12 protein-coding genes are annotated in these 14,071 nt (G+C 44.0%); 7 read left to right on the top strand and 5 right to left on the bottom strand.

Annotation, left to right across the window (positions count from 1 at the left end; all coding sequences use genetic code 11):
• Window positions 1-347 precede the first annotated feature (347 nt).
• The 7 genes from I6E24_RS04960 (at window position 348) to I6E24_RS04930 (ending at window position 7,203) form a co-directional block, all read left to right on the top strand.
• A complete protein-coding gene (locus tag I6E24_RS04960; RefSeq protein ID WP_204401810.1) occupies window positions 348-833 on the top strand; it encodes an arginine repressor in 486 nt (161 codons plus the stop codon).
• Window positions 834-910: 77 nt separating this feature from the next.
• Window positions 911-1,480: a GNAT family N-acetyltransferase gene (locus tag I6E24_RS04955; RefSeq protein ID WP_204507787.1), complete on the top strand. Its 570-nt coding sequence runs from the start codon at window positions 911-913 to the stop codon at window positions 1,478-1,480.
• A gap of 113 nt (window positions 1,481-1,593) precedes the next feature.
• A complete protein-coding gene (locus tag I6E24_RS04950; RefSeq protein ID WP_204401806.1) occupies window positions 1,594-2,799 on the top strand; it encodes an argininosuccinate synthase in 1,206 nt (401 codons plus the stop codon).
• Window positions 2,796-3,764, top strand: a complete 969-nt coding sequence (gene argC / locus I6E24_RS04945) for an N-acetyl-gamma-glutamyl-phosphate reductase (protein ID WP_204507786.1) — start codon at window positions 2,796-2,798, stop codon at window positions 3,762-3,764. The genes I6E24_RS04950 and argC overlap by 4 nt, the downstream gene beginning before the upstream one ends.
• 92 nt (window positions 3,765-3,856) lie before the next feature.
• The gene (locus I6E24_RS04940; RefSeq protein ID WP_235326729.1) at window positions 3,857-4,981 is read left to right on the top strand and encodes an aspartate aminotransferase family protein; all 1,125 of its coding nucleotides are present in this window, start codon (window positions 3,857-3,859) and stop codon (window positions 4,979-4,981) included.
• 11 nt (window positions 4,982-4,992) lie between these two features.
• Complete coding sequence (gene proC, locus I6E24_RS04935) at window positions 4,993-5,769, top strand: pyrroline-5-carboxylate reductase (RefSeq protein ID WP_235326727.1); 777 nt, start codon at window positions 4,993-4,995, stop codon at window positions 5,767-5,769.
• A gap of 75 nt (window positions 5,770-5,844) precedes the next feature.
• A complete protein-coding gene (locus I6E24_RS04930; RefSeq protein ID WP_235326725.1) occupies window positions 5,845-7,203 on the top strand; it encodes an MATE family efflux transporter in 1,359 nt (452 codons plus the stop codon).
• Here the strand turns inward: I6E24_RS04930 and I6E24_RS04925 are convergent.
• From I6E24_RS04925 to topA, 5 genes are all read right to left on the bottom strand, one after another.
• Window positions 7,184-7,894 (bottom strand): M48 family metallopeptidase, encoded by a 711-nt coding sequence (locus I6E24_RS04925; protein WP_235326723.1) that lies wholly within the window; start codon window positions 7,892-7,894, stop codon window positions 7,184-7,186. The two genes, I6E24_RS04930 and I6E24_RS04925, sit on opposite strands and share 20 nt — an antisense overlap.
• A 76-nt stretch (window positions 7,895-7,970) precedes the next feature.
• Window positions 7,971-8,747, bottom strand: coding sequence for an acetylglutamate kinase (argB, locus tag I6E24_RS04920; protein WP_235326721.1), 777 nt, complete (start codon window positions 8,745-8,747; stop codon window positions 7,971-7,973).
• 1 nt (window position 8,748) lies between these two features.
• Window positions 8,749-10,641: a biosynthetic arginine decarboxylase gene (gene speA, locus I6E24_RS04915; RefSeq protein WP_235326719.1), complete on the bottom strand. Its 1,893-nt coding sequence runs from the start codon at window positions 10,639-10,641 to the stop codon at window positions 8,749-8,751.
• 78 nt (window positions 10,642-10,719) lie between these two features.
• Window positions 10,720-11,253 (bottom strand): shikimate kinase, encoded by a 534-nt coding sequence (locus I6E24_RS04910; RefSeq protein WP_235326717.1) that lies wholly within the window; start codon window positions 11,251-11,253, stop codon window positions 10,720-10,722.
• Between the two features lie 22 nt (window positions 11,254-11,275).
• A complete protein-coding gene (topA, locus tag I6E24_RS04905) occupies window positions 11,276-13,594 on the bottom strand; it encodes a type I DNA topoisomerase (protein WP_235326715.1) in 2,319 nt (772 codons plus the stop codon).
• Between the last annotated feature and the right edge of the window lie 477 nt (window positions 13,595-14,071).

Here is a 14,071-nt window from a genome sequence, read left to right as displayed (position 1 = left end):
AAAAAGCTGGATTTTTATTTCAATATATGCCATTAAAGTGCTACTTTTGCATACGAAGAGTTCTTTGAAGGTTACGCAATGCGCAGAAGAATAAAACAGCAGATAACTAACTAATTCGTAACCTATTGCTACTATGAGTTGGTAACTGCAACTCATTTTCAATCACTTAGACCTTTTTCGTAATTTCTTTTTACAAAGGTACGAAAAAGTAATACATATTCCATAACGATGATTATTTATACAATGTTTTCACATTTTTTACGAATAAAACTATAAATAACTTTGTTTTTATGCATGAATTACAATAATAAGACGTATATTTGCGCCCGATATAGAATAATTATACAATGAAAAGTAAGAATAACAGGCTTGATGCCATAAAGATGATTATCTCCGTAAAAGAAATCGGAAGCCAGGACGAATTGCTTCGCGAGCTTAATAAAGAGGGTTACAGCCTGACACAAGCCACGCTGTCACGAGATCTTAAGCAGTTGAAAGTTGCCAAGGCCGCGAGCATGAACGGTAATTACGTTTATGTTCTACCAAACAACACAATGTATAAGCGAATGACAAATCCTCCTGGAGCAACAGAGATGATGCGACACAACGGATTTATGGGAATAGAATTCTCAGGAAACATTGCAGTAATTAAAACTCGTCCGGGATATGCCAGCAGTTTGGCATACGACATAGACAACCATGGCTTCGAAGAAATTTTAGGAACAATAGCCGGAGATGATACAATAATGATGGTAATCAAAGAAGGTTTCTCACATCATACTATAATTAATACGCTGAGCCAGATTATTCCAAACATCAACGAATATAAATAAAAAACATAATATATAACCAACAAGCTTACTAAGAATGGCTGAGAGATAAGTCATTCACCTTTAAATAGACCACAAAGATGGAAACAGAAAAACAGATAGACGTAATGGTGGCAGATGCAAGCCACGAAGTGTATGTGGACAGCATATTGGACACTATTAGAGAAGCTGCAAAGGTAAGAGGTACCGGAATAGCTGAAAGAACACACGAATACGTTGCCACAAAGATGAAAGAAGGCAAGGCTATCATTGCATTATGCGGTGACGACCTGGCAGGATTCACTTACATCGAATCATGGGGTAACAAGCAGTACGTGGCAACATCAGGACTTATCGTTCATCCAAAATACAGAGGATTGGGTCTGGCAAAACGTATCAAGCACGCATCTTTCACTCTTGCGCGTCTCCGCTGGCCAAAAGCCAAAATTTTCAGTCTTACTTCGGGAGCTGCAGTAATGAAAATGAATACTGAATTGGGATATGTGCCTGTAACATTCAACGAGCTGACTGACGACGAAGCTTTCTGGAAAGGTTGCGAAGGTTGTATCAACCACGAAATTCTTATGGCTAAAAACAGAAAATTCTGTATCTGTACAGCCATGTTATATGATCCTGCTTTACACCAGGACGATAAAATAAATAATTTCTAATTGTAAGTTTTTGAGTTTGTCAGTTCTTAAGTTGGTATATGATAACAGAACTTAAAAACTAAAAACTAAAAACTAAAAAACTAAAAACTTAAAAACTAAAAACTCATACATATATGGAAAAGAAAAAAGTAGTAGTCGCATTCAGCGGCGGACTTGATACATCGTTCACAGTGATGTATTTGGCAAAAGAAAAAGGATATGAAGTATATGCGGCATGTGCCAACACAGGTGGTTTCAGCCCTGAACAGCTGAAACAGAACGAAGAAAATGCCTATAAACTTGGAGCTGTAAAATATGTTACTCTTGATGTGACTCAGGAATACTACGAAAAGAGCTTGAAATATATGGTATTCGGTAATGTTCTCCGTAACGGTACATACCCTATCTCAGTTAGCTCAGAACGTATTTTCCAGGCTTTGGCTATTGCCCGTTACGCAAACGAAATCGGCGCGCATGCCATTGCACACGGTTCTACAGGTGCCGGTAACGACCAGGTTCGTTTCGACATGACATTCCTTGTAATGGCTCCGGGTGTGGAAATCATCACTCTTACACGTGATATGGCCTTGAGTCGCGAATACGAAATAAACTATCTGAAAGAACATGGTTTCGAGGCTGATTTCACAAAACTGAAATACTCTTACAACGTAGGTATTTGGGGAACATCAATCTGTGGTGGTGAAATCTTAGACTCAGCTCAGGGATTGCCTGAAAGCGCTTACCTGAAACAGGTTAAGAAATCAGGTTCAGAGGAATTGAGACTTGAATTCAAGAAAGGTGAAATCTGCGCTGTAAACGGCGAGCAGTTCGACGATAAGATCAAAGCTATCCAGAAGATAGAAGAAATCGGTGCAGCATACGGTATCGGTCGCGATATGCACGTAGGTGATACAATCATCGGTATCAAGGGACGTGTAGGATTCGAGGCTGCAGCTCCTATGCTTATCATCGGCGCACACAAGTTCCTTGAAAAATATACTTTGAGCAAATGGCAGCAGTACTGGAAAGACCAGGTTGCCAACTGGTATGGTATGTTCCTTCACGAAAGCCAGTATCTGGAACCTGTTATGCGCGACATCGAAGCTATGCTTACAGAAAGCCAGCGTAACGTAAACGGTACAGTTATTCTGGAATTGCGTCCTTACTGCTTCTCAACTGTAGGCGTTGATTCTAAGGATGACCTCGTAAAGAACAAATTCGGTGAATACGGCGAAATGCAGAAAGGCTGGACTGCCGATGATGCAAAAGGATTCATCAAAGTTCTTTCTACTCCGCTCAGAGCTTACTATGCTAACCATAAAGACGAGGCGGACGTATGATAAAAGCAGGTATTATTGGTGGAGCGGGATATACGGCAGGCGAACTTATCCGCCTGCTTATCAATCATCCTGACGTAGAGATTGTATTTATAAACAGTTCAAGTAATGCCGGGAACAAGATTACAGACGTTCACGAAGGACTTTACGGCGAGACTGAACTTACATTTACAGACGAACTTCCTCTTGACACTATAGACGTCTTGTTCTTCTGTACTGCACATGGAGACACAAAGAAATTCATGGAAAGCCATAATGTTCCTGAAGACCTGAAGATTATCGACTTGTCAATGGACTACCGTATCAAGAGCGACGACCATGATTTCATATACGGACTGCCGGAACTGAACAGACGCACCATCTGCCATAGCAAGCATGTAGCCAATCCGGGATGCTTTGCCACTTGTATCCAGTTGGGACTTCTGCCTTTGGCAAAGAACCTGCTGCTCAATGGCGACGTAATGGTTAATGCCATAACAGGAAGTACCGGAGCCGGAGTAAAGCCTGGTGCCACAAGCCACTTCAGCTGGCGTAACAATAACATGAGCATCTACAAACCGTTCCAGCATCAGCATGTTCCAGAAATCAAGCAGTCACTGTGCCAGCTTCAGAACAGTTTCGATTCTGATATAGATTTTATTCCTTACCGTGGCGACTTCGCACGAGGTATCTTCGCTACAATTGTGGTAAAGACCAAAGTAGAGCTTGCAGAATTGGTGAAAATGTATGAAGATTATTATGCAGAAGATTCTTTCGTACATATCATCGACAAGAATATCGACCTGAAACAGGTGGTTAATACTAACAAATGTCTTATCCATCTTGAAAAGCACGGCGACAAACTGCTCATCGTATCCTGCATAGACAATCTGCTGAAAGGTGCAAGCGGACAGGCTGTTCACAACATGAACCTCATGTTCAATCTTGAGGAAACTGTAGGATTGAAACTGAAACCAAGCGCGTTTTAATGTTAGTTTTTAGTTATTGGCTATTAGTTCAAACGACCAACAGCTAAAACTAACAACTAAAAACTAAAGTCTAACAACTAAAAACTTAAAAAATGACCCTATTCGATGTATATCCGCTTTTCGATGTCAACATAGTAAAAGGTAAAGGTTGCCACGTATGGGACGAGAAAGGCAATGAATATCTTGACCTGTATGGAGGACATGCTGTAATCTCCATAGGACATGCCCATCCGCATTATGTAGAAGCCGTAAGCAGTCAGGTAGCAAAATTGGGCTTCTATTCAAACTCGGTAATCAATACACTGCAGAAAGACTTTGCCGAAAAGCTTGGAGCTATGTGTGGTTACGATGATTATCAGCTGTTCCTGATCAACTCAGGTGCCGAAGCCAACGAGAATGCATTGAAACTGGCTTCATTCTATAACGGACGCACCAGAGTTATTTCTTTTGCAAAAGCTTTCCACGGACGTACTTCACTGGCAGTGGAGGTGACAAACAATCCTAAAATCATAGCTCCGATAAACGACAACGGACATGTAACATATCTTCCTCTTAATGATACTGAGGCTGTAAAGGCAGAACTTTCAAAGGGTGATGTATGCGCAGTTATCATCGAAGGTATACAGGGTGTGGGCGGTATCCAGGTGCCAAACACAGAGTTCATGAAAGAACTTCGCCGTGCATGCGATGAGACAAACACTGTACTCATTCTTGACGAAATACAGTCAGGCTACGGAAGAAGCGGTAAGTTCTTCGCTCACCAGTATATGGATATCAAGCCGGATATGATTACAGTTGCAAAAGGTATTGCAAACGGCTTCCCTATGGCCGCAGTTCTAATCAGCCCTAAATTCACACCGGTTTACGGACAGCTTGGTACTACTTTCGGAGGTAACCATCTGGGATGTGCTGCTGCAATAGCTGTTCTCGATGTGATGAAGGAAGAAAACCTTGTTGAAAACGCTGCAAAAGTAGGTGCACACCTCATGGAAGAGCTTAAGTCATTCAAAGGAATAAAGGAACTTCGCGGACTGGGACTTATGATTGGTATGGAGTTTGAAGAACCGATCAAGGAAATCCGCAGCAAACTTCTTTTCGAACAGAAAGTATTTACTGGTGTGAGCGGAACAAATGTCATCCGTCTGTTGCCTCCTCTTTGCCTGAGTATGGCAGAAGCTGACGACTTCCTGGAAAGACTTCACAATGTAGTAAAATAAGGCAGAAAAGTATGAAAATAGCAATTATCGGTGCAGGAAACATGGGTGGCGCCATAGCGCGCGGCCTGGCACACGGACAGTATATTGATGCAGGCAGCATCACAGTTTCAAATCCGAGCAACGCTAAGCTTGAGAAACTGAAAGAAGAATATCCTGAAATAAACATAACCAACAACAATAAGGAAGCTGCCGACAGAGCTGACATAGTAATCCTTGCTGTGAAACCATGGAAGATGGAAGAGGTGCTCAAGCCTCTACGTCTGCGACAGCCACAGATTCTCGTTTCAGTAGCAGCAGGACTTACTTTCGAGGACCTGGCTCATTTTGTTGATCCGGAGATGCCTATATTCCGTGTAATTCCTAACACTGCAATTGCCATAAACGAAAGTCTGACACTTGTAGCTTCAAGAAACGCTTCGGCAGAACAGACAGACATGATGATCAAGCTGTTCAATGAGATGGGGGTTGCCATACTGATAGAAGAAAAGCTTTTCCCGGCAGGTACTTCGCTCACATCGTGCGGAATAGCTTACGTCCTCAAATATGTCCAGGCAGCCATGCAGGCAGGTATCGAACTTGGATTCAAGCCAAAGGAAGCAAAGAAAATGATTGCGCAGACCATGCTTGGTGCCGCACAGATTCTACTTAATGATGAGGACTCACATCCGGCTACTGAAATAGAAAAGGTTACCACTCCTGGCGGTATAACCATCAAGGGTCTGAACCGACTGGAACATGACGGATTTACATCGGCTGTGATAAATGCGATAAAAGAAAGTTGCATCTGATGATAACTTGACATATATCAATACGCCATATTGGAATAATGACGTAACTTTGCAGCCGGAAAAATCGAAAGCCAAGTGGACAAAGTTATTCAACAGACTAATATCAAAAAGGGACTAACCAAACTGGTAGTCCCTATTTTTATAGAAACGCTCCTTATAATGATGTTAGGAGCAATAGACACCATAATGCTGAGCCAGTATTCTGACGAGAGTGTGGCGGCAGTAGGAGTTGTAAACCAGATAATAATGTTTGCATTCCTCATCTTCGAGGTTCTAAACATCGGCACATCAGTGTTGTGTTCGCAATATCTCGGTGCAAAGATGCAGCAAAAAATGGTACAGGTGGTAGGCGTATCACTATTGCTGAATCTGGTTGTAGGTCTGCTGGTCAGTGCCATACTGCATTTCGGAGCCGTAACCCTGCTCGACTGGATGGGGCTTCGTCCGGAGCTTCTACAATACGGTATAGGCTATATGGAGATAGTAGGTGCATTCGCTTTTTTCCAGGCTATATCACTCACCATCTCCGCATCACTCCGCAGTGCCAACAAGGCTATCTATCCTATGCTTGTCACCGTTCTGGTGAACATCATGAATATCGTTGGAAACTATATACTGATTTTCGGTAAATTCGGTTTTCCGGCTATGGGTGCCGAGGGTGCCGCCATTTCCACTTCCATCGCACGAGGAGTAAGCATGGTAGTGCTTTTCGTAATACTCTTCAGAAAACATATATCTAAATTCCCTCTTGCTCTTTTCAGACCTTTCCCTTGGATAGAGCTTAAAAATCTGCTCAAAATCGGTATTCCTTCTGCAGGAGAAAACATGTCCTACAGTTTCTCGCAGGTAGTAATCACATATTTCATCAATATACTTGGCAACAATGCGCTTGCCACACGTACATACACCGTAAACATAGTGATGTTCGTCTATCTGTTTGCCATCGCCATGGCACAGGGTGGAGCAATAAGCATCGGGCACTTAGTGGGACAGAACAAGATACGTGCAGCCTATCTGCTCGGCAAGTTCGTCATGCGTATTTCCATTCTCGTGTCCCTCATACTATCATGTATATGGGCGGTATTCGGCCACACCATATTCAGTATGCTCACAGACAATGAAGAAATTGTCCGTCTTGGAGTAACAATACTGATGATTGACATCCTTGTAGAGATTGGCCGTGCCGTAAACATCTATGCCACAAACGCACTCCGTTCTGCCGGCGACGTAAACTTCCCGTTCTACCTTGGAGTTGTAGTGCAATGGACTGTATCTGTAGGTCTGAGTTATCTGCTCGGCATCTACTGGGGATGGGGACTTGTCGGTATGTGGATAGCCTTCCTTCTGGACGAAAACATACGTGCCATAGTATTCGTAAAACGATGGAACAGCATGAAATGGGCAAAGAAAGGTTTTACAAGAAATCGGTCTTGAATTTGCGCAACTGTGCCCTGAGCTGATGTGAAGCACCGTCTGTCATGCTGTCAAGGAGTTTCCAGAAACCGGGTCCATGATTCATCTCCTTGGTATGGGCAAGCTCATGCAGAATCACATAGTCCATAAGATGTACGGGGAGCAGCATCAGATAGCAGGAAAGGCTTATAGTACCTCTTGATGTACAGCTTCCCCAGCGTGACTTTGCACCTGTTATCCTCACCTTGCGGTACGTCATACCATATTTCTCTGCCCAGAACTTCAGTAAAGGCGGTAAAAACTCTTCGGCACTTTTCTTCATGGCACGCACAATGGCCGCATTCAGCAGTTTCTGTGTCTGCGGAGAATTGAAATCCACATTCTGCGGACATAGAATCTTCATCACTCCCTCCTCTTCACGACGAACGGAGAAACACTTCATTCCTCCCACCCCAACGGTAAGCTTGAAACATGGGGCATCAATCGAGAATCCGTCTGTTATAATCTTTGGAGATGCTTTGGTGAAAGAAGCAAGCAGTTTCGGTCTGTAGTCGGCAATTACCTGCATAATGCGGTCCGTCTTAGTGAACGGAGGGACAGTGACATAAAGTCCGTCCTTCTTCACACGCATTGATATGTTTCTGGCATTTATGCGTGTACCTATAACTATTTTGCCGAAATCATCATCCGGGATTATTCGTCTTGTTGCCATGAAAACACATTTCGTTTTGGAGAAACATATTAAAGGAAAGGGGCGGAATCAAAAATCCGCCCCATATCCAGTATAATTACTCATTTCTGATAACTGTTCCCGCAGAAGCATCACTGATATCCGATGCCTGCTTGATTATAACCTGCTTCACACCATTGTCGATAGCAGAGAAAGAGTTTTCAAGCTTTGGAATCATACCTCCCTGGATTACACCCTCTTCAGTATATTTGCGGAAGAGTTCAGGAGTAATGACAGGTATTACGCTGTCATCATCGTTCTCATCACTAAGAACACCCTTCTTTTCGAAGCAGAACACCAGAGTGACATCGAAGTAAGAAGCAAGTCCTTTTGCTGTTTCTCCGGCTATGGTATCAGCATTTGTGTTCAGGATATTGCCTTTGCCGTCGTGAGTAAGAGGAGCCATTACAGGAACTATTCCCTGAGAGATAAGTGTAGAAAGCATCTTTCCGTTCACTTCCTTCACATCGCCCACAAAGCCATAGTCCACATCCTTGACAGGACGTTTCACAGAAAGAATGGCATTCATATCAGCACCTGTCAGACCGATGGCATTCACACCTCTTGCCTGAAGACCGGCAACGATATTCTTGTTCACCAATCCACCGTAAACCATAGTTACAACTTTCAATGTCTCGGCATCTGTCACACGACGACCGTTAACCATAGTGCTTTCAATACCCAACTGTGCAGCTACCTTTGTGGCAGAACGTCCTCCGCCATGCACCAGCAGTTTATATCCCGGTATTGAAGCGAAATCGTCAAGCAGGCGTGCAAGCGTATCAGGTTCCTCTACAATCTTTCCGCCCACCTTTATAATAGTAAGTTTTTCCATATTATTCCAAATAAGTATATCCATAAAGTCCCGAACGATAGTTAGAAAGGAATTCCTTTCCTTCTTCGAGCGAGATACGTCCTTCTTTCACAGACTTGGTAACCCAAGTTTCCAGCGTACGCACAAGTTTCTTAGGATTGTACTGTACATAGTCGAGCACTTCCGCTACAGTCTCACCGTCTATCACCTGGTCGATGCTGTAACCCTTCTCGTTTACAGTTACGTGAACCGCATTTGTATCACCGAACAGATTGTGCATATCGCCAAGGATTTCCTGATAAGCACCTACAAGGAATACACCGATATAATACGAATCCTTGCCTTTAAGAGTATGAACAGGCAAATCATGCGATACGCTTCTTGACGAAACGAAATTGGCAATCTTACCATCAGAGTCACAAGTGATATCCTGCAGTGTAGCTGTACGGTCAGGTTTCTCGTCAAGACGCTGTATAGGCATGATCGGGAAAATCTGGTCGATAGCCCAAGAGTCAGGTAGTGACTGGAAAAGAGAGAAGTTACAGAAATACTTGTCGGCAAGAAGCTTGTCGATATTTCTGAACTCTTCAGGTACATGCTTCAGTCCTGATGCTATCTGTGTTATCTCGCGAGTGACAGACCAGTAAAGTTTCTCTATCTGCGCTCTTGTCTTCAAATCTACTATACCATGGCTGAACAGGTCGAGAGTCTCCTCACGAATCTGCTGTGCGTCGTGCCAAGCCTCAAGCATACGGCTCTGGTTCAGGTTGTCCCAAATGCCATACAGTTCCTGTACCAGTTCATGATCGTCCGAAGACACCTCGAAATCCTCGTCCATAGCAGGAAGAGAAGCAGTCTCCAGCACTTCAAATATCAATACAGAATGATGAGCAGTAAGCGAGCGTCCACTTTCAGTGATGATGTTCGGATGAGGAATACCATTCTTGTTGCTGGCATCCACCATTATAGAGATAGAGTCGTTCACATACTCCTGAATAGAATAATTCACACTACTTTCGCTGTTTGGCGAGCGGGTACCGTCGTAATCAACTCCCAATCCACCGCCTATATCGACAAACTCAACAGGGAATCCCAACTGATGAAGCTGTACATAGAACTGTGAAGCCTCTCTCAGAGCAGTCTTGATACGGCGTATCTTTGTCACCTGGCTGCCAATGTGGAAGTGAATCAGTTTCAGACAGTCTTTCATGTCCTTCTTTTCGATGAAGTCGAGTGCCTCAAGAAGTTCGCTCGAAGTCAGTCCGAACTTACTTGCGTCGCCACCGCTTTCTTCCCATTTACCGCTACCCGATGAAGCCAGTTTGATACGGATACCAATGTTTGGACGCACATTCAACTGTTTTGCCATCTTGGCAATCAGTCTCAGTTCGTTCATTTTCTCCACCACAAGGAAAATACGTTTACCCATCTTCTGAGCCAAAAGAGCCAGTTCGATGTAACTCTCATCCTTATATCCGTTACAGATGATAAGCGAATCGGAATCTGTGTTGATGGCAATCACGGCATGCAGTTCAGGTTTTGAACCGGCCTCAAGTCCGAGATTGAATTTCTTTCCGTGGCTGATAATCTCCTCAACCACAGGACGCATCTGATTCACCTTGATGGGATAGATGATGAAGTTCTGGGCATTATAGCCATACTCCTTCGATGCCTGTCCGAAACAATTCGAGATTTTCTCGATACGATTGTCCAGAATATCCGGGAATCTCACCAGCATGGGAGCCGTAACGTCCCTAAGCTGAAGTTCGTCCACCAATTCCTTCAGATCCACAGCCACCCCGTCCTTACGCGGAGTAACCACCACATGTCCCTTCTCGTTTATTCCAAAATAAGAAACACCCCATCCGGTGATGTTATAAAGCTCTTCCGAGTCTTCAATACGCCATTTTCGCATTTCTTGAATTAATAATTAACAATTAAAAATTAATAATGTCCTATCAATTATCATTATCCGGGATTTACAGCCCCATCATCAGTCAGTAATATTATTTATCAGATTCTTAAGTATTTCCACCGTATCATCTATCTGCTTCCTGCTTTCCAGTCTGCTGCCATCCAGCTTTATAGCAGCCTTCGAGTAGAAAGGCATTCTACGTTCCAGTCCATCGGATATAGTCTGTCTCAGTTCATCGTCCGATTTTCCGGCCACTAGTGGTCTGTTTGCAGCAGCCTGTTTCAACCTGCGGAACAAGACGTCCTGCGAAGCATCAAGAAACACAGTGATTCCACGGCTGTTCATAATCTCCATATTGTCGAAAAAGCATGGAGTTCCCCCTCCACAAGCCACTACAACATTTTCGAATTCCGATACTTCATGCAGCATATTCCTTTCCAGCTGACGGAATCCTTCTTCCCCCCTTGAGGCAAAGATATCGCGTACAGACATGTGCATACGCTCCTCGATATACCAGTCGAGGTCGATAAAACTAAGATTACAAGCCTTGGCAAAAGCCTTTCCTAATGTGGTCTTGCCCGAAGCCATATATCCGGTCAGGAATATTCTCATTGGTTTCTTTAGTTGTTTATTGTTATTTTTTCCTCTTTCTCGTCTCCGCCTTGGTTTTCTGCAGTTCAATCACCTTGAAGCAAGCCTCAGCAGTAAGGTCTGCCGGTTCCACTCCCGAAGGAATCTTATAGTTCTTTCCTTCGCTTGCGATGTAAGGGCCATATCTTCCGTTCAATACCTGAAGGTCAGGATAATCGGCAAATACCTTAATCACCTTCTTTGCCTCAGCTTCCTGTTTGTCCTTAATCATCTGTACTGCTTCTTCCAGAGTGATGGTCAGCGGGTCTTTATCCTTAGGAACAGACACGTATACATTGTCTATTTTCACATACGGTCCGAACTTACCTGCTCCCACACTCACCTGCTTTCCTTCGTGTTCGCCAAGCATACGTGGCAGACGGAACAATTCCAAAGCTTCTTCCAGAGTGATAGTCTCCATAGACTGTTCGCGGCGTAACTGAGCGAAACGTGGTTTTTCCTCATCATCGGCACTACCAATCTGTACCACAGGACCGAAACGTCCGATCTTTACAGACACCGGTCTTCCGGTAGAAGGTTCCTCACCCAAGAGTCTTTCGCCCACCTTGTGTTCAGCCTTCGAAGCCGAAGTTTTCTCCACAAGCGGATGGAAAGCCTTGTAGAAACGGCTTATCATGTCTGTCCATGACTTCTCGCCGGCAGCCACTTCGTCGAATTCCTTTTCCACTCCCGAAGTGAAGTTATAATCCATAATTTCAGGGAAATATTCCATAAGGAAGTCAGTCACCACCACACCCACATCTGTAGGCATAAGTTTCTGTTTTTCGCTTCCTGCTGTTTCTGTCTTGGTTTCGCAAGTGATGTTTCCTTTCTTGTCGAGAACAAGAAGTCTGAACTGACGTTCCACTCCCTCACGGCTACCTTTTTCCACATATCCGCGCTGCTGCACAGTTGAGATTGTAGGAGCGTATGTAGAAGGACGTCCGATACCAAGCTCCTCAAGTTTTCTCACCAGGCTGGCTTCCGTATATCTTGCTGGCGGCTGACTGAAACGTTCAGTAGCACGAATGTCCTTGCGTTCAAGTTTCTGTCCTGCCTTCATCGGCGGCAACAGACGGCTTTCGTCTTCGCGTTCGGAGTCATCATCAAGACTCTCGCTATACACACGCATAAAACCGTCGAATATCACTGCCAGTCCGGCTGCATTAAACTTGCAGTCTGTACCTTCGGCAGCAATAACAGCAGTAGTCTTCATCAGTTCGGCATCGGCCATCTGCGAAGCCAAAGTACGCTTGCGTATAAGGTCGTACAGTCTCTGTTCCTGGGCAGTAGCGTCTATCTTCTCCTTGTCCATATATGTAGGACGGATAGCTTCGTGCGCTTCCTGAGCCCCTTTGGTATGAGTATGGTATTGTCGAGTACGCAGATATTTCTCTCCGGCCTTTTCGGTAATCACTTTCGCACATGCTCCAAGAGCCAGTTCCGAAAGGTTTACGGAGTCGGTACGCATATATGTGATATATCCGTTTTCATAAAGCTTCTGAGCCAGCATCATGGTCTGTCCCACACTGTAGCCCAATTTTCTTGCAGCTTCCTGCTGAAGAGTTGAAGTAGTGAAAGGAGGTGCCGGACTGCGTTTCACCGGACGGGTACTGATATCTTCCACCACGAAGTCAGCTCCTGCACACTGTTCCAGTATGCGGCGTGCCTCTTCCTCTGTTTCCGGACGTACAGACAGTTCCGCTCTGATTTCAGCTCCATCAGCATCTGTCAGCACAGCAATCACTCTGAATGCTGCCTTCGGACTGAATGCATTGATTTCGCGTTCGCGTTCCACTATAAGTCTTACCGCAACACTCTGCACTCTTCCGGCCGATAGCGACGGTTTTATCTTTTTCCACAATACAGGCGAGAGTTCGAAACCTACTATTCTGTCGAGCACACGGCGTGCCTGCTGTGCATCAACCAGACTGAGGTCTATTCCTCGCGGTGTCTCTATCGCATGTTTTATGGCATTAGGGGTTATTTCATGAAAAACTATTCGGCGTGTGTTTTCCTCTTTCAGTTTCAGTACTTCCTGCAGATGCCATGCTATAGCCTCTCCTTCGCGGTCCTCATCACTTGCCAGCCATACGATGTCTGCGCTGTCAGCCTCAGTCTTGAGCTGTGCCACAAGTTTTTTCTTGTCAGCCGGAACTTCGTATATAGGTGCAAAACCATGTTCTACATCTACGCTGAAGGATTTCTTCTTCAGGTCACGTATATGCCCGTAGCTGGACATGACTTTATATCCGTCGCCCAAGAACTTTTCTATGGTTCGGGCCTTTGCGGGAGACTCTACTATTACCAGATTGTTCTGCATATTTCAGGTTCAAATTGATTATTGATGGCAAAAGTAGAAAAAAAAATGAGGGTACATAATATAATAAGGTATGAAATGATAATTTTTTCTTATTTTTTTTCATCCCACTCCTCTATGGTTCCGGTTTCGGAGGAAAATATTACACATATTCGTTTTCAATGCCGCCCAAACTGTTTGTGCAATCATTGATAAGAATCCGCGTCTTACTTCATTATTTGGATAATCCAGCAAAAATATGCTACGTTCCAAATCAACTCATTTTACAGTCAGATATCCACTCTGATAAATCAAGAGAAAATCGGTGTTACACGTTCGTGTTACACGCGTTACACGTTCGTGTTACAAAAGTCACACATTCGTGTTACTCTAGTTACACGAACGTGTAACGGTAATTAAGAGTAGGCGTTTTATTAAAAAATTATCATCAAGAACGTTTTTTCTTTTATTTGATACCGTATAGTTCCCATATTCTGTCGG

It is taken from the genome of Bacteroides caecigallinarum (assembly GCF_021530995.1).
Classification (GTDB): Bacteria; Bacteroidota; Bacteroidia; order Bacteroidales; family Bacteroidaceae; genus Phocaeicola; species Phocaeicola faecigallinarum.
Note: the sequence above shows the minus strand (reverse complement) of the source record. Positions and strands in the feature narration are given on the sequence as shown.